General features: G+C 69.9%; 21 protein-coding genes. 7 read left to right on the top strand and 14 right to left on the bottom strand.

Annotated elements, in window-relative coordinates; genetic code table 11:
- The first annotated feature begins 88 nt into the window (after positions 1-88).
- Positions 89-268, top strand: coding sequence for a hypothetical protein (locus tag RCR19_RS27320; protein ID WP_331267533.1), 180 nt, complete (start codon positions 89-91; stop codon positions 266-268).
- Between the two features lie 118 nt (positions 269-386).
- Here the strand turns inward: RCR19_RS27320 and dnaE are convergent, their stop codons facing one another.
- A complete protein-coding gene (gene dnaE / locus RCR19_RS27315; protein WP_331267532.1) occupies positions 387-3,926 on the bottom strand; it encodes a DNA polymerase III subunit alpha in 3,540 nt (1,179 codons plus the stop codon).
- A gap of 328 nt (positions 3,927-4,254) precedes the next feature.
- Here dnaE and RCR19_RS27310 point away from each other — a divergent pair, with 328 nt between their 5' ends.
- The 4 genes from RCR19_RS27310 to RCR19_RS27295 all read left to right on the top strand — a co-directional run bounded on the left by RCR19_RS27310 (position 4,255) and on the right by RCR19_RS27295 (position 9,013).
- On the top strand, positions 4,255-5,589 hold the full coding sequence (locus tag RCR19_RS27310) for a DUF2252 domain-containing protein (protein ID WP_331267531.1): 1,335 nt from the start codon (positions 4,255-4,257) through the stop codon (positions 5,587-5,589).
- A gap of 83 nt (positions 5,590-5,672) precedes the next feature.
- Positions 5,673-6,359: a hypothetical protein gene (locus RCR19_RS27305; protein ID WP_331267530.1), complete on the top strand. Its 687-nt coding sequence runs from the start codon at positions 5,673-5,675 to the stop codon at positions 6,357-6,359.
- A 74-nt stretch (positions 6,360-6,433) separates the two neighbouring features.
- Positions 6,434-7,246: a DsbA family protein gene (locus RCR19_RS27300; protein ID WP_331267529.1), complete on the top strand. Its 813-nt coding sequence runs from the start codon at positions 6,434-6,436 to the stop codon at positions 7,244-7,246.
- Positions 7,247-7,351: 105 nt separating this feature from the next.
- Positions 7,352-9,013 (top strand): alkaline phosphatase D family protein, encoded by a 1,662-nt coding sequence (locus RCR19_RS27295; RefSeq protein ID WP_331267528.1) that lies wholly within the window; start codon positions 7,352-7,354, stop codon positions 9,011-9,013.
- A gap of 40 nt (positions 9,014-9,053) precedes the next feature.
- On the opposite strand, the gene RCR19_RS27290 is transcribed toward RCR19_RS27295, so the two are convergent.
- Positions 9,054-9,623, bottom strand: coding sequence for a dienelactone hydrolase family protein (locus RCR19_RS27290; RefSeq protein ID WP_331269569.1), 570 nt, complete (start codon positions 9,621-9,623; stop codon positions 9,054-9,056).
- 103 nt (positions 9,624-9,726) lie between these two features.
- Between RCR19_RS27290 and RCR19_RS27285 the strand changes: the two genes are divergently transcribed.
- Positions 9,727-10,830, top strand: coding sequence for a mechanosensitive ion channel domain-containing protein (locus RCR19_RS27285; protein ID WP_331267527.1), 1,104 nt, complete (start codon positions 9,727-9,729; stop codon positions 10,828-10,830).
- Between the two features lie 12 nt (positions 10,831-10,842).
- Here RCR19_RS27285 and RCR19_RS27280 read toward each other — a convergent pair whose 3' ends face one another.
- The 6 genes from RCR19_RS27280 to RCR19_RS27255 form a co-directional block, all read right to left on the bottom strand.
- Positions 10,843-11,583: an SDR family oxidoreductase gene (locus RCR19_RS27280; protein WP_331267526.1), complete on the bottom strand. Its 741-nt coding sequence runs from the start codon at positions 11,581-11,583 to the stop codon at positions 10,843-10,845.
- An 83-nt stretch (positions 11,584-11,666) separates the two neighbouring features.
- Positions 11,667-13,250, bottom strand: coding sequence for a Na+/H+ antiporter (locus RCR19_RS27275; protein ID WP_331267525.1), 1,584 nt, complete (start codon positions 13,248-13,250; stop codon positions 11,667-11,669).
- Between the two features lie 87 nt (positions 13,251-13,337).
- A complete protein-coding gene (locus tag RCR19_RS27270) occupies positions 13,338-13,805 on the bottom strand; it encodes a GNAT family N-acetyltransferase (protein ID WP_331267524.1) in 468 nt (155 codons plus the stop codon).
- Positions 13,802-14,746, bottom strand: coding sequence for an RluA family pseudouridine synthase (locus RCR19_RS27265; protein WP_331267523.1), 945 nt, complete (start codon positions 14,744-14,746; stop codon positions 13,802-13,804). The genes RCR19_RS27270 and RCR19_RS27265 overlap by 4 nt, the downstream gene beginning before the upstream one ends.
- Before the next feature lie 52 nt (positions 14,747-14,798).
- A complete protein-coding gene (gene lspA / locus RCR19_RS27260) occupies positions 14,799-15,425 on the bottom strand; it encodes a signal peptidase II (RefSeq protein WP_331267522.1) in 627 nt (208 codons plus the stop codon).
- A gap of 82 nt (positions 15,426-15,507) precedes the next feature.
- Positions 15,508-16,443 (bottom strand): TraR/DksA family transcriptional regulator, encoded by a 936-nt coding sequence (locus tag RCR19_RS27255; RefSeq protein WP_331267521.1) that lies wholly within the window; start codon positions 16,441-16,443, stop codon positions 15,508-15,510.
- A 1,345-nt stretch (positions 16,444-17,788) separates the two neighbouring features.
- Here RCR19_RS27255 and ileS point away from each other — a divergent pair.
- Positions 17,789-20,929 (top strand): isoleucine--tRNA ligase, encoded by a 3,141-nt coding sequence (gene ileS, locus RCR19_RS27250; RefSeq protein ID WP_331267520.1) that lies wholly within the window; start codon positions 17,789-17,791, stop codon positions 20,927-20,929.
- A gap of 197 nt (positions 20,930-21,126) precedes the next feature.
- Here ileS and RCR19_RS27245 read toward each other — a convergent pair whose 3' ends face one another.
- The 6 genes from RCR19_RS27245 to ftsZ form a co-directional block, all read right to left on the bottom strand.
- Positions 21,127-22,347, bottom strand: a complete 1,221-nt coding sequence (locus tag RCR19_RS27245; protein WP_331267519.1) for a DivIVA domain-containing protein — start codon at positions 22,345-22,347, stop codon at positions 21,127-21,129.
- A 52-nt stretch (positions 22,348-22,399) separates the two neighbouring features.
- Positions 22,400-22,690: a YggT family protein gene (locus RCR19_RS27240; RefSeq protein WP_059133220.1), complete on the bottom strand. Its 291-nt coding sequence runs from the start codon at positions 22,688-22,690 to the stop codon at positions 22,400-22,402.
- Between the two features lie 51 nt (positions 22,691-22,741).
- A complete protein-coding gene (gene sepF, locus RCR19_RS27235; protein ID WP_331267518.1) occupies positions 22,742-23,383 on the bottom strand; it encodes a cell division protein SepF in 642 nt (213 codons plus the stop codon).
- A gap of 128 nt (positions 23,384-23,511) precedes the next feature.
- Positions 23,512-24,231 (bottom strand): YggS family pyridoxal phosphate-dependent enzyme, encoded by a 720-nt coding sequence (locus RCR19_RS27230; RefSeq protein ID WP_331267517.1) that lies wholly within the window; start codon positions 24,229-24,231, stop codon positions 23,512-23,514.
- A gap of 5 nt (positions 24,232-24,236) precedes the next feature.
- Positions 24,237-24,965, bottom strand: coding sequence for a peptidoglycan editing factor PgeF (gene pgeF, locus RCR19_RS27225; RefSeq protein ID WP_331267516.1), 729 nt, complete (start codon positions 24,963-24,965; stop codon positions 24,237-24,239).
- Positions 24,962-26,155 (bottom strand): cell division protein FtsZ, encoded by a 1,194-nt coding sequence (ftsZ, locus tag RCR19_RS27220; protein WP_059133223.1) that lies wholly within the window; start codon positions 26,153-26,155, stop codon positions 24,962-24,964. The genes pgeF and ftsZ overlap by 4 nt, the downstream gene beginning before the upstream one ends.
- Between the last annotated feature and the right edge of the window lie 41 nt (positions 26,156-26,196).

Here is a 26,196-nt window from a genome sequence, read left to right as displayed (position 1 = left end):
ACGGTAATTGCACGAAATGCGTTCTTTATCAGCCTATGTGAATCTGGTCCCGGCCCTGGCCCCTAGATCCCCCACAGGAGGCATCACCATGGCCAAGAACAAGAACCGCAAGCAGGCCGGCACGCAGAGCCGCTCCTCGCAGCCCGAGCAGGCACAGGACCAGTCGCACAGGCCCGCTTCGGAGTCGCACGATTCCCCGATGCCGCAGGCCCAGGGCAGCCCCGCGGATGTCGCCCGTAAGAAGCAGAAGAGCTTCGGCCACAACTGAAGCCTGCGCCAGGGCCGTTGAAGCCCCGGAACACAAAGAGGGGCGCACCCGTCCTCGGGTGCGCCCCTTGGGCGCAGCGGCTCGGCTCACCGGGCCGCGGCCGCCTCGCGGCCGACGGTCAGCCGGCCAGGCAGGAAGGGCCGAGCAGAACCTTCAGATCCCCGTAGAGCGCGGGATCCGGCTTGACCCGGTGCCGGTCCAGGCGCAGGACGGTCGTCTTGCGCGGGCCCTGGAGCTTGATGCGGACCTCGCTGTCGCCCTTGTGCTGGCTGAGGATCTCACCGAGCCGGCTCACCATGGGAGGCGTCACCCGGGTCGCCGGGATGGTGAGCACCACGGGCGCGTTGGTGCCCGCGTTCGACAGGTCGGGAACCATCAGCTCCATCGCGACCAGCCGGGGCACGTCCTCGCGCTTGTCGAGGCGGCCCTTCACGAACACGACGGCGTCCTCGACGAGTTGGGTCGACACGAGTTGGTAGGTCGCCGGGAAGAACATGCACTCGATGGAGCCCGCGAGGTCCTCGACCGTCGCGATCGCCCAGGCGTTGCCCTGCTTGGTCATCTTGCGCTGCAGGCCGGAGATGATGCCGCCGATGGTCACGACCGCACCGTCCGCGTGCTCACCTCCGGTGAGCTGGGCGATGCCCGCGTCGGCCTTGTCGGAGAGCACGTGCTCCAGGCCGAAGAGCGGGTGGTCGGAGACGTACAGACCGAGCATCTCCCGCTCCTGGGCGAGGAGATAGGTCTTGTCCCACTCCTCGTCCGTGAACGCGACGTCGAGACCGAAGCCGGGCTCGTCGCTCTGCTCCTCGCCGAGACCGCCGAAGAGGTCGAACTGCCCCTCGGCCTCCTTGCGTTTGACCGCGACCACGTTGTCGATCATCGGCTCGTACTGCGCGGTGAGCCCCTTGCGGGTGTGCCCCATCGTGTCGAAGGCGCCCGCCTTGATCAGCGATTCCGTGGTGCGCTTGTTGCACACCACCGCCTCGACCTTGTCCAGGTAGTCCGGGAAGGTGGCGTACTTCCCCTTGGCCTTGCGGCACTTGATGATCGACTCGACGACGTTCGTACCGACGTTGCGCACGGCGGAGAGGCCGAAGAGGATCACGTCGTCGCCCTGGGCGGCGAAGTTCGACTCCGACTCGTTCACGTTGGGCGGGAGCACCTTGATGCCCATGCGACGGCACTCGTTCAGATAGACGGCCGACTTGTCCTTGTCGTCCTTGACCGAGGTGAGGAGCCCAGCCATGTACTCGGCGGGGTAGTTCGCCTTCAGATAGGCGGTCCAGTACGACACGAGGCCGTACGCGGCCGAGTGGGCCTTGTTGAAGGCGTAGCCGGCGAAGGGGACCAGTACGTCCCACAGGGCCTGGATGGCCTCGTCGCTGTAGCCGTTCTTGCGCGCGCCGGTCTGGAAGATGGTGAAGTTCTTCGCCAGTTCCTCGGGCTTCTTCTTGCCCATGACGCGGCGGAGGATGTCGGCCTCGCCGAGCGAGTAGCCCGCGATGATCTGGGCGGCCTTCTGCACCTGCTCCTGGTAGACGATCAGGCCGTAGGTGACGTCCAGAACCTCCTTGAGCGGCTCCTCGAGCTCCGGGTGGATCGGCGTGATCTCCTGCTGGCCGTTCTTGCGCAGGGCGTAGTTGGTGTGCGAGTTCATGCCCATCGGGCCCGGGCGGTACAGGGCCGAGACGGCGGAGATGTCCTCGAAGTTGTCCGGCTTCATCAGTCGCAGCAGGGAGCGCATGGGCCCGCCGTCGAACTGGAAGACACCGAGGGTGTCACCGCGCTGAAGCAGATCGAAGGTCTTGGGATCGTCCAGCGGGAGGCTCAGCAGGTCGATGTCCGCGCCCTTGTTGGACTTCACCATCTTGACGGCGTCGTCCATGATCGTCAGGTTGCGCAGACCGAGGAAGTCCATCTTCAGCAGGCCGAGCGACTCGCAGCTCGGGTAGTCCCACTGGGTGATGGTCACGCCGTCGGTGTGCCGCACCCAGACGGGCACATGCTCGGTGATGGTCTCGCTGGACATGATCACACCGGCCGCGTGCACGCCCATCTGCCGCACCAGGCCCTCGACGCCCTTGGCGGTGTCGATGACCTTCTTCACGTCCGGCTCGTTCTCGTACATCCCGCGGACCTCGCCCGCCTCCGAGTACCGGGGGTGGCTGGAGTCGGTGATGCCGGACAGCGGGATGCCCTTGCCGAGGACGTCGGCCGGCATGGCCTTGGTGATGCGGTCGCCCATCGCGTACGGGTAGCCCAGCACCCGCGCGGAGTCCTTGATCGCGTTCTTGGCCTTGATGGTGCCGTACGTGCCGATCATGGCGACCTTGTCGGCGCCGTACTTCTCCGTCACGTACCTGATCACCTCGACGCGCCTGCGCTCGTCGAAGTCGATGTCGACGTCGGGCATCGAGATCCGCTCGGGGTTGAGGAACCGCTCGAAGATCAGCCCGTGCGGGATCGGGTCCAGGTCGGTGATGCCCATGGCGTAGGCGACGATCGAACCGGCCGCGGAACCACGGCCGGGGCCCACCGCGATGCCGTTGTTCTTGGCCCACATGATGAAGTCGGCGACGACGAGGAAGTAGCCCGGGAAGCCCATCGAGATGATGACGTCCATCTCGTAGTCGGCCTGCTTCTGGCGGTCCTCGGGGATGCCGCCGGGGAAGCGGCGCTCCATGCCGCGGCGGACCTCCTCCTTGAACCAGGTGACCTCGGTGTAGCCCTCGGGGATGTCGAACTTGGGCATGAGGTCGCGCTTCTCGAACATGCCCGCCGTGTCGACCATCTCGGCGACGAGGAGGGTGTTGGCGCAGCCCTCCTGCCAGGCGTCCGAGGAGTCGACGGCGTACATCTCGTCCGTGGACTTCAGGTAGTAGCCGGTGCCGTCGAACTTGAAGCGGTCCGGGTCGGAGAGGTTCTTGCCCGTCTGGATGCACAGCAGGGCGTCGTGCGCTCCCGCCTCGTGGGCGTACGTGTAGTGCGAGTCGTTGGTGACCAGCGGCGGGATGCCGAGCTTCCTGCCGATCTCCAGCAGGCCGTCGCGGACCCGGCGCTCGATCTCGATGCCGTGGTCCATGAGCTCCAGGAAGTACTTGTCCTTGCCGAAGATGTCCTGGTACTCGGCGGCTGCCTTCAGCGCCTCGTCGAAGTGGCCGAGGCGCAGCCGGGTCTGCACCTCGCCCGAGGGGCAGCCGGTGGAGGCGACGATCCCCTCGGACCACTGGGAGATCGTCTCCTTGTCCATGCGCGGCCACTTCTGCAGCCAGCCCTCGGCGTACGCGTCCGAGGACAGGCGGAAGATGTTGTGCAGGCCGGTCCTGTTCACCGCCCACATCGTCTTGTGGGTGTAACCGCCGGAACCGGAGACGTCGTCCCTCTTCTGGTGCGGCTGGCCCCACTGGATCTTGCGTTTGTTGCGCCGGGACTCGGGCGCGACGTACGCCTCGATGCCGATGATCGGGGTGATCCCGGCCTTCTTCGCGGAGTGGAAGAAGTCGTACGCCCCGTGGAGGTTGCCGTGATCGGACATGGCGATGTGCGTCATGCCCATCTCGTTGCACGCGTTGAACATGTCCTTCAGCCGCGCGGCACCGTCCAGCAGCGAGTACTGGGTGTGGACGTGCAGGTGCGTGAACGGCGGCTTCGACACGGCTTCGGCCTCCAAGGAGAACGGACGTCAACGGGGGTCCGACAGGCTGCGGACAGTCTGGGGGACAGCGTCGAAGTCTATGCCTCGGCACTGACACCCGACGGCCTTCCACGCGTACCTTCATCCGGGGGACACGGACCGCGCACCCGCGCCTTCACGCGGCGGACACCGGCCGTGCGCCCGTATCTTCATGCGACGGACACGGGCCTGACCGCCCGTGTCCACGTGCGAGGGTCACGGGCACTCCCGCGTACCGTCGTCCGTTGGAAGGGGACGGACGACCCCGTCCCACACGTCACGCACCACCTGCACCTGGAGGCACCCAGCGATGTCGGTCCCGCAGCTCAGCGCCGAGCAACGCGGCGAGGAGATCCTCGCCGTCTTCGACACCGCCTTCGGCGAGCTGCTCGCCGCCGACCCGGCCGCGTTCCGCGTGAAGTTCCGCAAGATGGCGGCTTCCGCATTCGCGTTCTACCGGGGCACGGCGTGCCTCTTCTACCACGACCTCGACTCCGAGAAGCGCGGCGGCCCGTACCTGGACGACCGCACCTCCCGGGTGTGGATCCACGGCGATCTGCACGGCGAGAACTTCGGCACGTACATGGACTCCACGGGCCGCCTGATCTTCAACGTGAACGACTTCGACGAGGCCTACGTCGGCCCCTTCACCTGGGACCTGAAGCGCTTCGCCGCCTCCATGGCGCTGATCGGGTACGCGAAGGCCCTCAGCGACGAGCAGATCACCGAGCTGGTGACGATCTACGCCGCGGCCTACCGCGAGCGCATCCACGCCCTCGCGACCGGCGCCAAGCGGGACGAGGTGCCGCCCTTCACGCTGGACACCGCGCAGGGCCCGCTCCTGGACGCGCTGCGCGACGCCCGCTCGCTGACCCGCTTCGGGCTGCTGGACTCGATGACGGAGATCCGCGAGTTCGAGCGGCGGTTCGCGCCCGGTGGCGGCTCCATCGAGCTGGACGCCGCCACCCGCTACAAGGTGCTCGCCGCCTTCGACGGCTATCTGGAGACGCTGCCGGAGTCGTCCCTGGCGCGCCCGGACTCCTACCGCGTCAAGGACGTGGTCGGCCGCCGCGGCATCGGCATCGGCTCCGCGGGCCTGCCGTCCTACAACATCCTTCTCGAGGGCAACAGCGACGCCCTGGAGAACGACGTGGTGATCTACATCAAGCAGGCCCAGACCCCGGCCGTCTCCCGTCACATCAGCGACCCGGCGATCCGCGACTACTTCCAGCACGAGGGCCACCGCACGGTGATCTCCCAGCGGGCCCTGCAGGCGCACGCCGACCCGTGGCTGGGCTGGACCGAGCTGGACGGCTCGGGCCAGCTGGTCGCCGAGGTGTCGCCGTACGCCGTGGACCTCGACTGGGGCGACATCGACGACCCGGAGGAGATCGCTGCGGTCGCCGCCGACCTGGGCCGCGCCACGGCAGCCATGCACGCGGCGGCGGACGACCAGTCCGGCGAGTCCCTGGTGCCCTTCTCCACGGAGCGGGCCATCGACGCCGCGATCGCCGCCGACGAGGCGGGCTTCCCGGAGCTGCTGGCCGACTTCGCCCACGAGTACGGGGCACGCGCGCGTACCGACCACCAGATCTTCGTGGACCTGTTCCGCAACGGCCGGATCCCCGGCCTGCGGGCCTCCTAGCAGAAAGGGCGCACAACGCTCCCGTAACACCTGGCCCCCCTTTAAGGGCCCCTTACGGGAGCGCATGCGACACTCTCACCGCTATGGACATATCCGGGACCCAGCTCAGAGCCGTGCGCGCGGCGCTGTTCACGGCCGTGGTCGTGACGCTCAGCACCGCGTCGCACGTGCTGCTGTCCGAGGTCCCGCTGCCGATGGGGACGGTCGCCGCTATCGCCGGCGCCGTCTTCGTCGTGGCCTACGCGCTGGCGGGCCGCGAGCGCGGCTTCGGGAAGATCGCGGCCCTGCTGGTGCCCCTGGAGCTCACCGCGGACACGGTGTTCACCGCGGGTCAGCACGCCTGCTACGGCAGGGCGGGCGGCCCGGTCACCGGTCCGCTTCGCTCGGTCGGCCTGGACGTACTGTGCAGCGGCGGCACCGTGGGCACACCGCTGACCCGGGTCACCGGCACCGGCACCGACCGGGTCGCGGCGCTGCTCGCGCACGCGGATCCGGCCACCGCCTGGCTGCTGCTCGCCGCGCATGTCGGTGTGGGGCTCCTCGCGGCCGCCTGGCTGCGCAGGGGCGAGCGGGCGCTGGCCGACCTGCTGCGCGCCGCGGCCGCCACCACCTTCCGGCCGCTACTGGTCGCCGTCGCCGCGGTCTCGGTGCGGCTCTCCCCCGCACGCCGGGCCCCGCGCCCCGCCCACCGCGCCGTCACCGCGCGTTCCCGCCTGTTCGTGCACTCCCTGGGACGGCGGGGTCCCCCGCGCTCGGTCGCCTTCGCCTGAACCACCCGAGCACCGGAAGACCCCCACCTGATCCCGCGCACCGCACGTGCGCACATCCCCATGGAGAGCACCCGATGAGCAAGCGCAACGCCCAGGAGGCGAAGACGGCGGCCCGAGAGCGGCTGCGTCAGGAGCGCGAGCGCCAGGCCAAACGCGACAAGGCGAAGCGACAGGTCATCGTCGCCGTCTCGGTCGTGGCGGTCCTGGCCGCCGCCGGCGGCATAGGTTACGCCGTCGTCCAGAACAACAAGCCCGGCTACTGGGAGGCGGCCAAGGACGACAAGCTCGTCAAGCCGGCCAACACCAGCGGCACCAACGGCACGACCGTCGTCATCGGCAAGAGCACCGCCCCGAAGACCCTCGAGATGTACGAGGACCCGCGCTGCCCGATCTGCGCCCAGTTCGAGCAGACCGTCGGCGCGACCGTGAAGAAGGACGTCGACGACGGCAAGTTCAAGATCCAGTACGTCGGCGCCTCGTTCATCGACAACAACTCCCAGGGCGAGGGTTCCAAGAACGCCCTGAGCGCCATGGGCGCCGCGCTGAACGTGAGCCCCGAGGCCTTCCTCGAGTACAAGACGGCGCTCTACTCCAAGCAGTGGCACCCCGACGAGACCGACGACAAGTTCAAGGACGACAGCTACCTGATCAAGGTCGCCGACACCGTGTCCGCCCTCAAGGGCAACGCCGCCTTCCAGAAGGCCGTGAAGGACGGCACCTACGACAAGTGGGCGCTGGACATGTCCGACGTCTTCAACAAGAGCGGTGTGCAGGGCACTCCGACCCTGAAGATGGACGGCAAGACGATCACCGGCTCCGACGGCCAGAACGCGCCCATGACCGTGGCGGAGTTCACCACGGCGATCGACAAGGCGACCCAGGGCTGACCCCAGGCCCCGGCGGTCCGACCCCGGGGTCCGGCAGACAAAGAGCGGGCGAACTTTCCACGTTCGCCCGCTCTTTATGCGTACCGGTCAGTAATCTGATCGGCCGTGACCAGTCGATACAGATCGTCCGAGAGTGGCAATTCCCTCTCCCCGCGCCGCCGTACGGTCGTCAAGGCCGCTGCCGCCACCGCCGTCCTGGGTGTTCCGATCGCCGCCGCCCTCCCGGCCCGTGCCGCCACCGACACGCCCGCCTTCCTGCACGGCGTGGCCTCGGGCGACCCGCTGCCGGACGGCGTTCTGCTGTGGACCCGGGTGACGCCCACCGCCGAGGCACTGCCCGGATCCGGGACCGGCCCGGACACCGAGGTCGGCTGGGTCATCGCCAGGGACAAGGCGCTGACCGACATCGTCGCCAAGGGGTCCGTCACCGCCGCCGCCGCCTCCGACCACACGGTCAAGGCCGACGTTCGCGGTCTCGCGCCCGCCACGGACTACTGGTTCCGCTTCTCCGCCGGCGGCACCGACTCCCCCGTCGCCCGCACCCGCACCGCCCCGGCCGCGGGTGCCACGGTGCCCGGACTGCGTTTCGGCGTGGTCTCCTGCGCCAACTGGGAGGCCGGCTACTTCTCGGCGTACCGCCACCTGGCCGCCCGCGGCGACCTGGACGCATGGCTGCACCTGGGCGACTACATCTACGAGTACAAGAGCGGTGAGTACGGGACCCGCGGCACGGTCGTCCGCCCGCACTCCCCGGCCAACGAGATCATCACGCTCGCCGACTACCGTGTCCGGCACGCCCGTTACAAGACCGACCCCGACCTCCAGGCCCTGCACCACAAGGCGCCGGTCATCGCGATCTGGGACGACCACGAGTTCGCCGACAACGCCTGGTCGGGCGGCGCGGTCAACCACACCGAGGGTGCCGAGGGCACCTGGACAGCCCGCAAGGCTGCAGCCAAGCAGGCGTACTTCGAGTGGATGCCGGTCCGTCCGGCGGTCGAGGGCACCACCTACCGCCGGCTGCGCTTCGGCAGGCTCGCCGACCTCTCGCTGCTCGACCTGCGCTCCTTCCGCTCGCAGCAGGCGTCCACGGCGAGCGGTTCGGTCGACGACCCGAACCGCACCATCACGGGACGCGCGCAGCTCGACTGGCTGAAGGCGGGTCTGAAGTCCTCGGACACCACCTGGCGGCTGGTCGGCAACTCGGTGATGATCTCGCCCTTCGCCGTCGGCTCGCTCACCGCCGACCTGCTCAAGCCGCTGGCGAAGCTGCTGGGCCTGCCGCAGGGGGGCATCGCGCTCAACACCGACCAGTGGGACGGCTACACGGACGACCGCCGGGAACTCCTCGCCCACCTGCGGGACAACGCCATCCGCAACACGGTCTTCCTGACCGGCGACATCCACATGGCGTGGGCCAACGACATACCCGTCGACGCCGGTACATATCCGCTGTCCCCCTCGGCCGGCACCGAGTTCGTGGTCACATCGGTCACCTCCGACAACCTCGACGACATCGTCAAGGTCCCCGAGGGCACCGTCTCCGCGCTGGCCTCACCGGTCATCCGCGCGGCCAACCGGCACGTCCAGTGGGTGGACACCGACCGCCACGGCTACGGCGTCCTGGACATCACCGCCGAGCGGGCGCAGATGGACTACTACGTCCTGTCCGACCGCACCAACCCGAACGCCACCTCCTCGTGGGCGCGTTCGTACCGCACCCGCAGCGGCACGCAGAAGGTGGAGCGCACCTACGACCCGGCGTGATCCTCGCCCCGCGCGATGTGATCCGCGCAGGCAAGTCCGCTCAAAGGCTGTCGAGGAAGCCGAGCGCCACCCGCCAGGTGGCCTCGGCCGCCTCCTCGTCCCAGTCCGGCAGACCGGGGTCGGTGTAGAGGTGGCCGGCGCCCGCGTAACGGTAGATCTCCACATCGGCTCCCGCTCTGCCCATCTGCAGGTACCAGGCGCTCAGCCAGTCGTCCGTCTCGAACGGGTCGGGCTCGGCGACGTGCAGCTGGACCGGCAGGTCGTCCACGGAGGCGGTCGGCGCGATGTCCGAGGTGCCGTGCAGCAGCAGAAGCCCACGGGCCTTGCTGTCGCCGAGAGCCAGGGTCTGCGCGGTGGCGGCGCCCAGTGAGAACCCCGCGTACACGAGCTCTCGCTCCGAGTACGGCGCGGCTGCCAGGACGGCTCGCTTGAGCAGCTCCTCCTTGCCGATCCCGTCCTTGAACGCCATGCCCTCCTCGACCATCTCGAAGGTGCGGCCGTCGAACAGGTCGGGGGTCCACACCTCGTGCCCGGCGGCGCGGAGCCGGTCGGCGGCGGCCCGGACGGCCGGCCGCAGTCCGTACGTCGAGTGGAAGAGCATGATGTTCATGAGTCCATCGTGCCAGCCGATACGGACCGTGCCGTGACCGGCTGTTCCGGGGTGGATCCAGGTCACATGTTCATCATGGCTTCCTGCGGTTACGTTCGAAGGCATGGAGAACGTACTGCGCCCGGTGATCGTCGTCGGCGGCACGGTCGTGCTCACACTGCTCATCGGGTGGGGCACGGACATCCTGCTGCGCAAGGCGAACGGCCGGCACCCCGAGACGCCCCTGTGGGGCCTGCTCCGTCGCGGCCGCATCCCCTACCAGCTCGTCCTGTGCGCCGCCATGCTGAGAGGTTCCTACGACGAGGCGAAACTCCTCGAGGAGCATCGGGTCGGGGTCGGCCGGACCCTGACGCTGGTGCTGATCGGTGCGGCCGCGTGGCTGGTGATCCGGATCGCCGCCGCGATCGTCGAGACCTCGTACACCCGCTACGCCCGCGCCCACCACGATGCTGCCCGGGTCCGCCGTGTGCGCACCCAGGTGTCGCTGATCATGCGCGTGGTGGCGGCCGTGGTCGGCGTGATGGCGGTCTCCGCCATGCTGCTGACGTTCCCCGCGATGCGCGCGGCCGGCGCCTCGCTGCTGGCCTCGGCCGGCATCCTCGGCATCGTCGCCGGTGTCGCCGCGCAGTCCACGCTCGCCAACCTCTTCGCCGGTCTGCAGATCGCGTTCGGCGACATGGTGCGGCTCGGCGACACGGTCGTGGTGGACGGCGAGTGGGGCACGGTCGACGAGATCACGCTCACCTTCCTCACGGTGCGGACGTGGGACGAGCGCCGGATCACCATGCCGGTGTCGTACTTCACCTCGAAACCGTTCGAGAACTGGTCCCGCGGCAGCCCGCAGATGACGGGCATCGTCTACTTCCACGTCGACCACGCCGCGCCCGTGGAGGCGATGCGCGAAAGGCTCCGCGACATCCTGCGCGAGTGCCCGGCCTGGGACGGCCGCGCCCTCGGTCTCCAGGTCACCGACACGACGCCCAACACCATGCAGGTACGGGCGCTGGTGACGGCGAAGGACCCGGACGACATCTGGACGGTCCGGGTCACGGTCCGCGAGCAGATGATCCGCTGGCTGACGGAGGAGCACCCCTACGCACTGCCGCGGGTCAACACGGCGGACGCGGTGCCCCCGCCCGGCGCGAACGGGCACAGGTCGCCCGAAGCGGCCCGCAGGGCGTACGAGTCGCGGACGGGCCGGGGCTGAGGCGCCGGTCCGTCAGTGCCCCCGTTCGGCACCGCCGTTGACCTGGATCACCTGTGCGGTGATGTGTCCCGCTCCGTGGGACGCCAGCCAGTGCAGGGTCTCGGCGATGTCGCCGGGCGTCCCGGCGCGGCCGGTCGACGTCTCCGCGATGAGTCGTTCGCGCCGCGCCGGGTTCATCGCGTCGCCGAAGAACCCGGTGTCCTCGACATAGCCGGGCGCGACCACGTTCACCGTGATCCCGCGCGGTCCCAGTTCGCGGGCCAGATCGAAGGCGTACGGGTGCAGCGCCGCCTTGGACCCGGCGTACGCCCCGCTGCCGGACCCCCGGTAGGCGGCGATGGAGCTGAGGAACAGCACGCGCCCGCCGGGCGAGGCGAGCCGCTCGCGCAGCGCCTCCGTGAGCAGGGTCGCGGTCAGCACGTTCAGCCGGAAGTTGACGGTCCAGGTGTGCGCCACCGCGTCGAGCACGTCCTCGGTGCCGGCCGCGGGCTCCAGATTGCCCGCTCCGCCCGCGCTGTTGACGAGGACGTCCACGGTGCCGAGCTCGTCGGCCACGAGGCGGGCGACCCCGCGCACCGCGCCGGGGTCGCTCAGGTCGGCCGCGTAGGTGAGCGCGCCGGGCACCTCGGCCTTCTCCAGCACCTCCGCACGCCGGCCGAGGAGCAGCACCCGATCCCCGTCCGACGCGAACGCCCGCGCCGCCGCCAGCCCGATCCCCGTGCCGCCACCACTGATCACCACATTGCGCGCCATGATCCGATCGTACAAAGCCGGGCATCCGCGGGCCGGTTGTTTCCCCCGGGCGCCCGGGACGCGTCGCCGGCCCGGCGCGGCGGTCAGCGCAGGCTGCGCACGTCCAGGTGGCGCAGCACCCGGTCGACGACCTCCGGGTCCGACCCCGGTTCGCTGCGGGCCGCCAGCACCTCGTGCCGGGCCGCGCTGAGCATCTCACCCTGGATCCTGCGCAGCCGTTTCAGCCGCTTGGCACGCTGCTGGTGCGCCTCGCGCCGCTCCTCGTCCGCGAGTTCGGGGCTGATGCGCACCCCGATGTCGGAGGCCCGCCGCAGCAGTTGCTCGGACAGCTCCTCCGGGAGCTCCTCGACGTCCTCGATCTCCTTGAGCCTCCGCTTCGCCGCCTTGGCCGCGCGGATCGCGAGCACCCTCTCGAACTCCTTCTCCTTCACGGTGTCGGCACGCACCCCCAGCCTCCGCACCAGCCACGGCAGCGTCAGCCCCTGGAGCACCAGCGTCGCCATGATCACTCCGAAGGCGATGAACACGATCTCGTCCCGGTCGGGGAAGCGCGATCCGTCGTCCATCGTCAGGGGAATGGCGAGGGCCAGCGCCACCGAGGCCACGCCGCGCATCCCCGCCCACCACATCACGACGGTCTCCCGCCAGGACATGGGGATGTCCTCGTCGTAGTCCCGTAGCGCGTGCATCCGCTTGGTGAGCCAGGTCGCGGGCAGCAGATACACGAGGCGTACGACCACCACGACGCCGACGATCGCCGCGGCCCAGACGAGCATCCGGTCCCACCGCCCGGACGCCGTCCGGATCGCCTGGTGCAGCTCCAGCCCGATCAGCCCGAACGCGATCCCGGTGACCAGGGTGTCGACCACCTCCCAGAACGTATGCCCGGCCAGGCGCATCAGCACGTCGTCGGGATCCCGGGCCTCGGCGAGGAACAGCGCGGTCACGAGCACGGCCAGGACGCCGGAGCCATGCAGTTCCTCGGCCAGGACGTAGGCCGCATACGGCACCAGAAGCGTCAGGCCGACCTGGAGGGTGGCGTCGTCGAGCAGGTCAAGCAGCTTGCTGGCGGCCCAGCCGAGCACAAGGCCGACGACCAGGGCGACGATCGCGGAGAGCACCAGTTCCAGCGCGGCGTCCGGGAACGAGAACGTTCCGCTGACGGCGGCGGCGATAGCGACGTGGTAGAGCACGATCGCCGTCACGTCGTTGAAGAGGCCCTCCCCCTCCAGGATCGAGACCAGCCTGCGGGGCAGTCCGAGCTGCCCCGCCACGGCCGTGGCCGCGACCGGGTCGGGCGGCGCCACCAGCGCACCGAGGGCGACCGCGGCGGCGATCGGCAGCCCCGGCACGATGGCGTGGGCGACCACTGCGACGCACACCGTGGTGACGAACACCAGGGCCACGGCCAGCAGGAAGATCGGCCGCTTGTTGACCGCGAACTGGCGCCAGGAGGTCCGGCGCGCCGCGGCGTACAGCAGCGGCGGCAGCAGTGCGGGCAGGATGAGCTCGGGCGGGATGTTGACGTTCGGCACGAAGTCCAGCAGTGCCAGCACGATCCCGAGCAGCGTCATCAGCACCGGAGCGGGTACTCCCAGCCGGTCCCCGACCGGGACGCTCACCACGGCCCCGAGCAGCAGCAGGAGCATCAGGGCCAGTTGATCCACGGTGAGCGCTCCGGCGGTTCGACGTTCACACGGCAGACCCCAAGCCTGCCATGTCGGCCTCCCGCGGGGCTCTTCGGCGCTCCCCGTCTACAGCGGGCGCCGCATCGACCGGTGCGGTATCCCGGCGTCCGGGAACTCGGGCCCGTACGCCTCGTAACCGAGCCGCTCGTAGAACCCCAGCGCATGCGTCTGCGCGTGCAGGTCCACCGCCGTCAGGCCATGCGCGCGTGCCGCGTCCTCGATCGCCCGGACCAGCGCCGCGCCGACGCCGAGGCCGCGCGCCTCCCGGGTCACGGCGAGCCGGCCGAGGGACCCCACGGACGGGTCACCGCCGTTCTTCGCCGCGGCCGCCTCCCCGAACAGCAGGCGCCCGGTGCCGAGCGGCATGCCGTCGTCGCGCACGGCGAGCACATGGACCGCGTCGGCGTCGTGGACGTCGTACTCGATGTCCTCGGGAACGCCCTGCTCCCTCACGAAGACCTCCTTGCGGACCGTGAAGCACGCCTCACGGTCGGCGGGGTCCTCGGCTGTCCGCACCACGTACGCCGCGGTCATGCCCAGCTCTCCTCACGTACCTTGTCCAGCGCCTTCTGGAGGTCGGCGGGGTAGGCGCTCTCGAACTCCACCCACGCCCCGTCCCCCGGATGCTCGAAGCCCAGGCGCACTGCGTGCAGCCACTGACGGGTCAGTCCGAGCCGCTTGGCGATCGTCGGGTCCGCGCCGTAGGTCAGGTCGCCCACGCACGGGTGCCGGTGGGCGGCCATGTGGACGCGGATCTGGTGGGTGCGCCCGGTCTCCAGCTTGACGTCGAGCAGGGAGGCCGAGCGGAAGGCCTCGATCAGGTCGTAGTGCGTCACGGACGGCTTGCCCTCGGCCGTGACCGCCCACTTGTAGTCGTGCGTGGGGTGGCGTCCGATGGGCGCGTCGATGGTTCCGCTGGTGGGGTCGGGATGGCCCTGGACGAGCGTGTGGTAGCGCTTGTCGACCGTGCGCTCCTTGAACTGGCGCTTGAGCGACGTGTACGCGTGCTCCGACTTGGCCACGACCATCAGGCCCGAGGTGCCCACGTCGAGCCGGTGCACGATGCCCTGGCGCTCGGCGGCACCCGAGGTCGAGATGCGGTACCCGGCGGCGGCAAGACCGCCGATCACGGTCGGGCCCGACCAGCCGGGAGACGGATGCGCGGCCACGCCGATCGGCTTCACGATCACGACCACGTCCTCGTCGTCGTGCACGATGTCCATGCCCTCGACGGGCTCCGCCACCACCTGCACCGGCGCGGGCGCCTGGGGCATCTCCACCTCGAGCCAGGACCCGCCGCTCACCCGCTCGGACTTGCCGACCACGGCGCCGTCGACCTGCACCTTGCCGGCGGCGGCCAGCTCCGCCGCCTTCGTGCGCGAGAAGCCGAACATGCGGGAGATGGCGGCGTCGACGCGCTCGCCCTCCAGGCCGTCGGGTACGGGCAGGGTGCGGATCTCGGGAAGCGTGCTCACCCGTCGAGTATGCCGGACGGGTCGGACAGCCCCGTACGAGAGCCCCGGACGCTCAGTCCTTGTGGACCGTTCCGTCCGGATCGAGGCCGCGGAAGGAGAGCAGCACGATCAGGATGCCGCCGCACACGATCGACGAGTCGGCAAGATTGAAGACGGCGAAGTGCTTGGGCGCGATGAAGTCGACGACCGCGCCCTCGAAGACGCCCGGCGAGCGGAAGATCCGGTCGGTGAGGTTGCCCAGGGCGCCGCCGAGCAGCAGGCCGAGCGCGACCGCCCACGGCAGGCTGTAGAGCTTGCGTGCGAGGCGGGCGATCACCACGATCACGGCGGCCGCGATCACGGTGAAGATGATCGTGAAGGCCTCGCCGAATCCGAAGGCGGCGCCCGGATTGCGGATGGCCTCGAGCTTCAGCCAGTCGCCGATGACCTCGATCGGTGCGTGGTGCTCCAGCTTCGCGACCACGACCAGCTTGCTGACCAGGTCGAGGGCGTAGGCGAAGGCGGCGACCCCGAAGAGGACCGCGATACGGCGCTTGCCCTTGGGGCGGTCGGCGACGCCGGACCCCGCCTCGTTCGCGCCGGAGCCGTCCGCCGGGGCCCGTTCCTCGGACTGCTCCGGCTCGGCCCCCGACGCGTCTGGGATGTCCGGCGTACCGATGATGCGCTCCGCCTCTGCCACGTCAGTCCCTCAACCTAGGTGCCCTCACTGAGGACGAGAGTACGGCACCACCCGGCCCCACCAGGCGTTGAGGAGAGGATCACTACCGGCGTTCCTGCTTCTGCTTGCACTCCACGCACAGCGTGGCCCGCGGAAAGGCCTGCATACGCGCTTTGCCGATGGGGTTCCCGCAGCTCTCGCACAGTCCGTAGGTGCCGGCGTCGAGACGGTCCAGGGCCCTTTCGGTCTGCTCGAGCATCTCGCGCGCGTTGGCGGCGAGCGCCAGCTCGTGCTCGCGTGTGATGTTCTTCGTGCCGGTGTCCGCCTGGTCGTCGCCGGCGCCGTCCCCGGAGTCGCGCATCAGCCCCACCACCGCCTGCTCGGACGCGTCGATCTCACCGCGCAGCCGCACCGCCTCGGACTGGAGCTCCGCACGCGCCTCCGCCACCTCCTCGGGAGTCCACGGGGCCTCACCGGCGCGCACCGCCAGTTCGCCGGGCTCCGCCGCGGCGAACCTCGCCTTGGGGACCGCGGTGGGGTTCGTCGCCGCTGTGGCCGTGCCAGGGGTCTTCTTCGCAACCACCGTCGTGGCTCCCGTCTGCTTGGCGACCTTTCCCGCGGCCGCCTTCTTGGCCGTGCTCTTCTTGGCCGCGCTCTTGGTGGGGGTGCTCTTCGTGGTGCCGCCCTTACCGGCGGCGCTCTTCGAGGCCGTGGCCTTGGCCGTCTTCCCGGCGACGGCCTTCTTGGCGACGGCCTTCTTGGCCGGCGCCTTCTTGCCCGGTGCCTTCTTGGCGACGGGCTTCTTCGACGAAGCCCCTTCGGCGACGGCGCTCGCCGCCGCCCTCTCGGCGACGGGCTTCTTCGCCGCTGTCGCCTTCTTCACCACGGTGCTGGTCACCGCTGCCTCCTTGGCGCCGGACTTCTTCGCTGCCGACCTCTTCGCGGTGGTGGCGGTCACCGCTCTCTTCCCGTCGGCCGCCGACTTCTTCCCCTCAGGTCCCTCGGGACCGCCTTCCTCCTCTCCTCGGCCCTTCCTCACGGCCGCCTTCTTCGGTGCCTCCGGCTTCCCGGCGGCACCGGCACCGACCTGCTTCCCGGAGGCCGGCTCCTTGCCCGCGGGCCTCCTCCCGGCGGCCGGTTTCGTGCCTGCCGTTCCGGAAGCAGACTTCCCACCGGCCGTCCCCGCAGTCGACGGCTTCGCGGTCGCCTTCTTCGCGGCCGCCCCGCGGGGGGCGACCGCGTCGGCGGCGGCCTTTCCCGAAGCCGTCCTCCGGGCGGCCGGCCTGCCGGCGGCCGTCCGGGTTCCTGAGGTGCCAGCGTTCTCAGCGCTCCGGACATTCCCGACATTCCCGACAGATGACTTCCTGGTCCCGGACTTCACCGACACCTTCCCCGCCCCACCTGTCGACGCGGAGGCGGCCGCCTGTACGGCACGTGCCCGTCCGGCCCCGGATTTCCGGCCCGCCGGCGCCTGACCGGCGGTGTCCTTCGCACGGCCTCCCCGCGGGCCCACCGCTGCTTCGGGATTCGCGACCGCCCGCTGCCGGGCGGCCCTCTCCGCAGCACCCGCGGGCTCCCTGCCGACCCCGGCGACACCGCCCACGGCTGCTCCCAGCCTGCGGACCAGTCCGGCCGTCCGGCTCAGCGCCGCGTGGGCGGCGCTCCTCCCGCGCACATCCGGGGCCGCCGACACGCCGGAGCCCGCCGCACCGGCGGTTCTGCCGGTCGACGACTGCTGTACGGCGGTCTTCTTCGCCACCATGGCCGCGGCCCCTTCACATATTGTGATCTTGCGCGCGAATCGTGCTGGGACGATAAATCGACTTCTGGCCCGCGGCAACGGGGCACGCCACCGAAATCGCCCGCCGCACGCGAGCCGCACGGCGAGCCTGCATCCGTTGTGCCCAGCTCTCCGCCCCGTAATCCGCCGCGCCCGGCGTCCCGGGATCCGGACAGCGAGGGCCGCGCCATTCGGGTCACTCGCGGGCCCCTCCCGCGCCCTGCCTCCGGGGGAGCAAAACCGGTCGGCCGACGTCGGTGCGGCGCCGTACACTGGGCGGAGCGAAAAGCGTGGATGGGGACGAGTAGCGCCGTACGCAGCCAGGAGCGACCCGGGGACGGTGGAAGCCCGGGGGCGAGCGCGACGTGAAGATCACCCCGGAGCCGCCGGAAGAAAGCCTCGGACAGGGGTCCCGCCCCAGTTCGAAGGCCGCTAGAACCGGCATCGCGACCCCAATGAGGGGGTCCACCGGTGCACGCACGCACCGGAGGGCCAAGGAGGGTGGTACCGCGGGAGCGCGCCGCACACGGCGTTCGGGAAAGGCAGACGATTCCCGGCTCTCGTCCCTCCGACGGAAGGCAGCACGTCCGCCGGAGGAAGATCGATGACGCAGTACCGCCAGGTGCCCGCCCAGGTCGACCTGCCCGCGCTCGAGCACGCGGTGCTCGACTTCTGGCGCGAGCAGAAGATCTTTGCCAAGAGCCTGGAGCAGTCCGAGGGCCGCCCTGAGTGGGTGTTCTACGAAGGCCCGCCCACCGCCAACGGCATGCCGGGCGCCCACCACATCGAGGCCCGCGTCTTCAAGGACGTCTTCCCTCGCTTCCGCACCATGCGCGGCTACCATGTGGCCCGCAAGGCCGGCTGGGACTGCCACGGCCTCCCGGTGGAGCTGGCGGTGGAGAAGGAGCTCGGCTTCAGCGGCAAGAAGGACATCGAGGCGTACGGCATCGCCGAGTTCAATGCCAAGTGCCGCGCGTCCGTCCTCCGGCACACCGACGCCTTCTCCGAGCTGACCACCCGCATGGGCTACTGGGTCGACCTCGACGAGGCCTACGTCACGATGGACCCCGAGTACATCGAGTCCGTCTGGTGGTCGCTGAAGGAGATCTTCAACAAGGGCCTGCTGGTCCAGGACCACCGCGTCGCCCCCTGGTGCCCCCGCTGCGGCACGGGCCTGTCGGACCACGAGCTGGCGCAGGGCTACGAGACGGTCGTGGACCCGTCGGTCTACGTCCGCTTCCCGCTCACGTCCGGTCCGCTGGCCGGCGAGGCCTCGCTCGTGGTGTGGACGACGACGCCGTGGACGCTCGTCTCCAACACCGCGGTCGCCGCCCACCCCGACGTCACCTACGTCGTCGCGACCGACGGCGAGGAGAAGCTCGTCGTCGCCGAACCGCTCCTCGGCAAGGCGCTCGGCGAGGGCTGGGAGTCAACGGGCCGTTCCTTCACCGGCGCCGAGATGGAGCGCTGGACGTACCAACGGCCCTTCGAGCTGGTGGAGTTCCCCCAGACCCCGGGCGGCACCCACTACGTGGTGAACGCCACCTACGTCACCACCGAGGACGGCACGGGTCTGGTCCATCAGTCCCCCGCCTTCGGTGAGGACGACCTCAAGGTCTGCCGCGAGTACGGCCTGCCCGTGGTCAACCCGGTGCGCCCCGACGGCACCTTCGAAGAGGACGTCCCGCTGGTCGGCGGCGTCTTCTTCAAGAAGGCGGACGAGCGGCTCACCGAGGACCTCCAGCAGCGCGGCCTGCTCTTCAAGCACATCCCGTACGAGCACAGCTACCCGCACTGCTGGCGCTGCCACACCGCGCTGCTCTACTACGCGCAGCCGTCCTGGTACATCCGCACCACGGCCGTCAAGGACCGCCTTCTCGAGGAGAACGAGAAGACCAACTGGTTCCCGGAGACGGTCAAGCACGGCCGGTACGGCGACTGGCTGACCAACAACATCGACTGGGCGCTGTCCCGCAATCGCTACTGGGGCACGCCGCTGCCCATCTGGCGATGCGAGGAAGACCATCTCACCGTCGTCGGCTCCCGTGCCGAACTCGGCGAGCTGACCGGCACCGACCAGTCGGAACTCGACCCCCACCGCCCGTTCATCGACGCGGTGACCTTCGGCTGCCCCCAGTGCGGCGGGACGGCCACGCGTGTGCCCGAGGTGATCGACGCCTGGTACGACTCCGGCTCGATGCCGTTCGCGCAGTGGGGCTACCCGTACAAGAACAAGGAACTGTTCGAGTCCCGCTACCCGGCGCAGTTCATCTCCGAGGCCATCGACCAGACCCGCGGCTGGTTCTACACGCTGATGGCGATCGGCACGCTGGTCTTCGACAAGTCGTCGTACGAGAACGTCGTGTGCCTGGGCCACATCCTCGCCGAGGACGGCCGCAAGATGTCCAAGCACCTCGGCAACATCCTCCAGCCGATCCCGCTGATGGACCAGCACGGCGCGGACGCGGTGCGCTGGTTCATGGCCGCGGGCGGCTCCCCCTGGGCGGCCCGTCGCGTCGGCCACGGCACGATCCAGGAGGTCGTCCGCAAGACGCTGCTGACCTACTGGAACACCGTCGCGTTCCAGGCCCTGTACGCCCGCACCTCGGGCTGGGCCCCGAGCGAGGCCGACCCGGCCCCGGCCGACCGCCCGGTGCTGGACCGCTGGCTGCTGTCCGAGCTGCACGCGCTCACCGACCAGGTGACCGGGGCACTGGAGTCCTACGACACCCAGCGCGCGGGCAAGCTCCTGTCGGCCTTCGTCGACGACCTGTCGAACTGGTACGTCCGCCGCTCGCGCCGGCGCTTCTGGCAGGGCGACAAGGCGGCACTGCGCACGCTGCACGAGGTCCTCGAGACCGTCACCAAGCTGATGGCGCCGATCACCCCGTTCATCACCGAGCGGGTCTGGCAGGACCTGATCGTGCCGGTGTCCCCCGGCGCCCCCGAGTCCGTGCACCTGGCCTCGTGGCCGCAGGCGGACCTGGCCGCGATCGACCCGGAGCTGTCCCGGCAGATGGTGCTGGTGCGCCGCCTCGTGGAGCTCGGCCGCGCGACGCGCGCGGAGTCGGGCGTCAAGACGCGCCAGCCGCTGTCCCGTGCGCTGATCGCGGCGGCCGGCTTCGAGACCCTGGACCCGGAGCTGCACTCGCAGATCACGGAGGAGCTGAACGTCGAGGCGCTCGCCTCTCTCGCCGAGGTCGGCGGCTCGCTCGTCGACACGACGGCGAAGGCGAACTTCCGCGCCCTCGGCAAGCGCTTCGGCAAGCGCGTGCAGGAGGTGGCGAAGGCCGTCGCGAACGCGGACGCTGCGGCGCTGTCCCTGGCCCTGCGGGAAGGCACGGCATCGGTGGAGGTCGACGGGGAGACGGTCACGCTCGCCCCCGACGAGGTGATCATCACGGAGACCCCGCGCGAGGGCTGGTCGGTGGCGTCCGACTCCGGCGCCACGGTCGCCCTGGATCTGGAGATCACCGAGGAGCTGCGCCAGGCGGGCCTCGCCCGTGACGCGATCCGGCTGATCCAGGAGGCCCGCAAGAACAGCGGCCTGGACGTCGCCGACCGCATCGCGCTGCGGTGGACCGCGACCGAGCCGGCGGTCATCGCGGCCCTGAGCCGGCACTCGGACCTGATCGCCGAGGAGGTGCTCGCCACGGACTTCGCCCAGGGCGAGGCGGACGACACCTACGGTGCGATGTTCGCGGACGAGGGCCTCGCCCTGACGTTCCGCCTGCGCAAGGCGTAGGACACGTACGAAGGCCCGGGCCCGCCGGAAAAATCATGGCGGGCCCGGGCCTTCGGCGTGGTGTGCGTACGCACAACCGCTCCCACGCCCGAACAGAGGCCGCAGTGCCGCCCGAACGCGCGTAGCACAAGGGCGGGGCTCCGGATTCATCCGGAGCCCCGCCCTTGGTGTTGCCGACGCCTATGGCGTTCTTGCCGTCAGTTGTCGTCCTCGTCGATGAGGAACCCGCGCATCGGCGAGGGAGCCTGGCCCATCGGCGACGGGCCCTGCGGCCGGACCGGCGCCATCGGCTGGGTCATCGCCGGGGACATCTGCTGCTGACCGCCGTAGGACGGAGGGGCAGGTGCCGGGCCGCCCATCGTCTGGTTGCCGCCGTACGACGGGGCGCTCGCACCCGCCGGAGCCATCGACGGCGCCGCCGGCGAGGGCAGGGAGGCCGTGGCCGGGGTCCGCGGCGGGGCCAGCGAGTCGTCGGCCTGGGTCTCCAGCTGACGCAGCTGCGACTCCAGGTACGACTTCAGCCGCGTGCGGTACTCGCGCTCGAAGCCGCGCAGGTCCTCGACCTTGCGCTCCAGCGTGGCGCGGGCGGACTCCAGGGAGCCCATCGCGACGCGGTGCTTCTCCTGCGCGTCCCGCTCCAGGGCGTCGGCCTTGGCACGGGCGTCGCGCTCAAGACCCTCGGCGCGGCTGCGGGCCTCACCGACGATCTTGTTGGCCTCGGAGCGGGCCTCGGCGATCGCCTGGTCGGCGGTCTGCTGGGCCAGCGAGAGGACACGCGCGGCACTGTCGCCGCCGGGGCCCTGACCGGGCATGCCGGGACCACCCATGGGACCGCCCATCGGGCCGCCCATCTGCTGCGGCATCGGGGGCTGACCCATCGGAGGCTGACCCATGGGGGGCTGGCCCATCGGAGGCTGACCCATGGGGCCCTGACCCATGGGGCCCTGACCCATCGGACCCTGACCCATCGGGCCCTGACCCATCTGCCCCTGACCCATCTGCCCCTGACCCATCGGACCCTGACCCATCGGGCCGGGACCCTGCGGACCGCCCTGTCCACCGGGGCCGGCGGGCAGCTGCGGTGCACCGCTGGGCAGCTGGGGCGGTCCACCCATGGGGCCACCCATCTGCTGCTGCGGCGGGCCCGATATGCCGGCGGGCACGGGACCGCCGGGACCGCGCATGCCCTGCGGCTGGTCCGGCGCCTCCGGAGGCTTGCGCATGTTCTGCTGGTTCTGCGCGGCGGCACGGGTGGCGGCGGCCAGCTTGGCCCGCAGATCCTCGTTCTCCCGGAGCAGGCGGGTCAGTTCGGCTTCGACCTCGTCGAGGAAGGCATCGACCTCGTCCTCGTCATAGCCTTCTCGGAGGCGGACGGTCGTGAACTGCTTGTTCCGCACGTCCTCGGGGGTCAACGGCATCTCTTCACCTCAACGTAGTCATCGGCAGTCGGCAAGACCGTATCGTCCACATTCACCTCGCGAGATTCCCCACGATGGAGATCAGGATGTAGACGATGATCATCAGAACGAAGAAGGACAGGTCGAGCGCCACGCCCCCGAGACGCAGCGGCGGGATGAACCGCCGCAGAAGCTTCAACGGTGGATCGGTGACAGTGTAGGTGGCCTCCAGAACGACCACCATCGCCTTGCCGGGTTGCCATGAGCGGGCGAACTGGAAGACATAGTCCATGACCAGCCGGAAAATCAGCACGACGAGGAAGCACATCAGCACGATGTAGACAACCTCCAGGAACACGCCCATGATCCGTGCTTCCCTCTCCCCTGTTTCCCGCACTCTTTCCGGTGTTGCGTCTCAGCTCTGGTTGAAGAACCCGCCCTCTGCGATGCGGGCCTTGTCCTCCGCTGTGACATCGACGTTAGCAGGCGACAACAGGAACACCTTCTGCGTCACCCGTTCGATGCTGCCATGAAGACCAAACACCAAACCGGCCGCAAAGTCGACAAGTCGCTTCGCATCTGTGTCATCCATCTCAGTCAGATTCATGATCACCGGCGTGCCCTCACGGAAGTGTTCCCCGATGGTACGGGCCTCGTTGTACGTCCGGGGGTGGAGCGTGGTGATCCGGTACGGCTCTCGTTCGGACACGACCTTGGGCATGATCACCGGCGCGTTCTTCTCCATACTCTGGCGTTCTTGTGTGATGGATGCCACGGGGGCGATGCGAGCCGGACGCCCCGATTCCGCGGGAAGCGAAGCGGGTTGCGACGCCGGTTCACGCTGCGCCGGCGGCTGCACCATTCGCACCGATTCGTCCCGTTGGGGCTGATGCGCCTGGTGTGACTGGTGTGACGGCTCGTGCCGCCTGCGGTCCCTCTCCGGCTCCGGGTCGAGTTCGGGCTCGAAGTCGTCGTCGGGGTCGAATCCCCTGCCGTCGTACCCATCGTCCTCCACGAGGCCGAGGTAGACCGCCATCTTGCGCATCGCGCCGGCCATGCTCTGAGTCCTCCGCTCTGTGGTGGATCGGCTGACTACCGCCAAGTGCCCGCGATCCACGAGGTCGTTACGCCCGCTAGCAGCGTTAATGACCATATTTTCTGCTGTGGTCCGACTTCTTGGCGACGTTACCCGAGCCTGGGGCGGACTCCGAGTACCGCGGTACCGACGCGCACATGTGTCGCCCCGGCCGCCACGGCCTGATCGAGGTCCGCACTCATTCCTGCCGAGACCATGGTTGCAGCCGGATGGGCTCGGCGCAGGTCGGTCGACAAATCCATCAACCGCTCGAACGCCGCCTGTTGACGTCCCGCGTACTCGCCGGTGAGCGGCGCGACGGTCATCAGCCCGTCCAACCGCAGCCCTTCGGCATCCGCGACGAGGTCGCCCAACTCTTCGATTCCCGCGGGTGCCACACCGCCACGCGCGCCCCGCCCGCTCGCGTCCGCGTCGAGCGCGACCTGGATGAGGCAGCCGATCTCGCGCCCGGCCCGCACGGCCTCCCGCGACATCGACGTCACCAGCCTGGATCGGTCGACGGACTGCACGAGATCCGCGTAACCGACCACGGATCGCACCTTGTTGGTCTGCAACTGACCGACGAAATGCCACGTAAGCGGCAGATCCGAGCAAGCCGCCGCCTTGGGCGCGGCGTCCTGGTCGCGGTTCTCGGCGACATGGCGGACCCCGAGTTCCGAGAGAATCCGCACATCACTCGCGGGATAGGTCTTGGTGACCACGATGAGGGTCACCTCTTCCCGCTTGCGTGCCGCCGCTGCACACGCGGCCGCGATGCGGTCCTCGACTGTCGCGAGGTTCGCCGCGATCTGGTCCCTACGGTCCGTCATGCCCATCAGTCCAGCCAGACATATCCCGCGAGTCGCCCGGTGGTGCGGTCGCGGCGGTACGAGAAGTGATCAACCGACTCCAGCGTGCACACCGGCGACTGCACCCGGTCGTGCACCCCGAGCCGTTCGAGCTGCGCATGCACTCCGGCGCTCACGTCGACCGCCGGAGTGCCCCAGCTGGTCTCGGCGTGCGCCGTCGGTTCGACGGCCGACACCTCGGCGCGCATCGACTCGGGCACCTCGTAGCACCGGCCGCAGACCGCGGGCCCCGTGCGGGCGACGATCCGGGACGGCTCGGCGCCCAGTTCCGTCATCGCCCGCACCGCGGCCGGGACGACCCCGGCGACCATGCCGGGCCGGCCCGCGTGCGCGGCGGCCGCGACCCCGGCGACGGGGTCGGCGAGCAGAACGGGGGTGCAGTCGGCGGTGAGCACGGCGAGTGCGAGACCACGCCGGACCGTGACGATGGCGTCAACCTCGGGCACCGGCTTTTCACCCCAGGGTTCGTCCACCACCGCGACGTCCGCGCCGTGCACCTGGTTCATCCAGACAACCCGGACGGGGTCGAGCCCCAGCGACTTCGCGGCCAGCTCGCGGTTGGTGCGAACGGTGCCGGGGTCGTCGCCGACCGCGCCGCCGAGATTGAGCTCCTCGTACGGAGCGGCGCTCACCCCGCCCCACCTGTCGGTGAAGGCGAAGTGCGCGCCGCTCACGGTGTCGCGCTGTCCTATCACTTCAGGAAGTCCGGTACGTCCAGTTCCTCGGCCGCGCTGTCCGAGTAGCTGCGCGACTGCGGGATCGGCGGCGGGGTGACCGGGAGCTCGCTCACCGGCTCCGGAGCGGGCTCCGGCGCCTCCTTGGGCGTGACGCTGCCGAGCGAGCCGAAGGACGGGCGGCCCTCGGCCGGACGGGCCGGCGTGGGCTCCTCGCGCCTCGCGGCCGACGAGCCGAGGACGTTGTCCCGCTTGGCGGGGGGCTGGCCGCCGTCGAAGCCCGCGGCGATGACCGTGACCCGCACCTCGTCGCCGAGGGCGTCGTCGATGACGGCACCGAAGATGATGTTCGCCTCGGGGTGTGCGGCCTCGCTCACCAGCTGGGCGGCCTCGTTGATCTCGAACAGACCGAGGTCGGAGCCACCGGAGATGGACAGCAGCACACCGCGCGCACCGTCGATGGAGGCCTCGAGCAGCGGCGAGGAGATCGCCATCTCGGCCGCGGCCACCGCGCGGTCGTCACCACGGGCCGAGCCGATCCCCATGAGGGCCGAACCGGCCTCGGACATGACGGACTTCACGTCGGCGAAGTCGAGGTTGATCAGGCCGGGGGTCGTGATGAGGTCCGTGATGCCCTGGACACCGGAGAGCAGGACCTGGTCCGCCGACTTGAAGGCGTCGAGGACGGAGACCTGGCGGTCCGAGATGGACAGCAGCCGGTCGTTAGGGATGACGATGAGGGTGTCGACCTCTTCGCGGAGTTCGGCGATGCCGTCCTCGGCCTGGTTGGCGCGGCGCCGTCCTTCGAAGGTGAACGGCCGGGTGACCACGCCGATGGTGAGGGCGCCGAGGGAGCGCGCGATGTTGGCCACGACGGGCGCGCCGCCGGTGCCGGTGCCGCCGCCTTCGCCGGCCGTCACGAAGACCATGTCGGCCCCCTTGAGGACCTCCTCGATCTCCTCGCGGTGGTCCTCGGCGGCCTTGCGGCCGACGGCCGGGTTGGCTCCTGCGCCGAGTCCGCGGGTGAGTTCGCGGCCGACGTCGAGCTTGACGTCGGCGTCGCTCATCAACAGGGCTTGCGCGTCGGTGTTGATGGCGATGAACTCGACGCCCTTGAGGCCGACCTCGATCATCCGGTTGATGGCATTGACACCACCGCCGCCGACACCGATGACCTTGATGACTGCGAGGTAGTTCTGCGGTGCTGCCACGTCGAAGGCCTCTCGCCTCGAATTACGTTGCCGTCGTCCCG

Origin of the sequence: Streptomyces sp. WAC07094, assembly GCF_036320405.1 — a bacterium.
In the GTDB taxonomy this organism is placed as follows: Bacteria; Actinomycetota; Actinomycetes; order Streptomycetales; family Streptomycetaceae; genus Streptomyces; species Streptomyces lannensis.
This window is presented reverse-complemented; position numbering and strand designations above follow the sequence as displayed.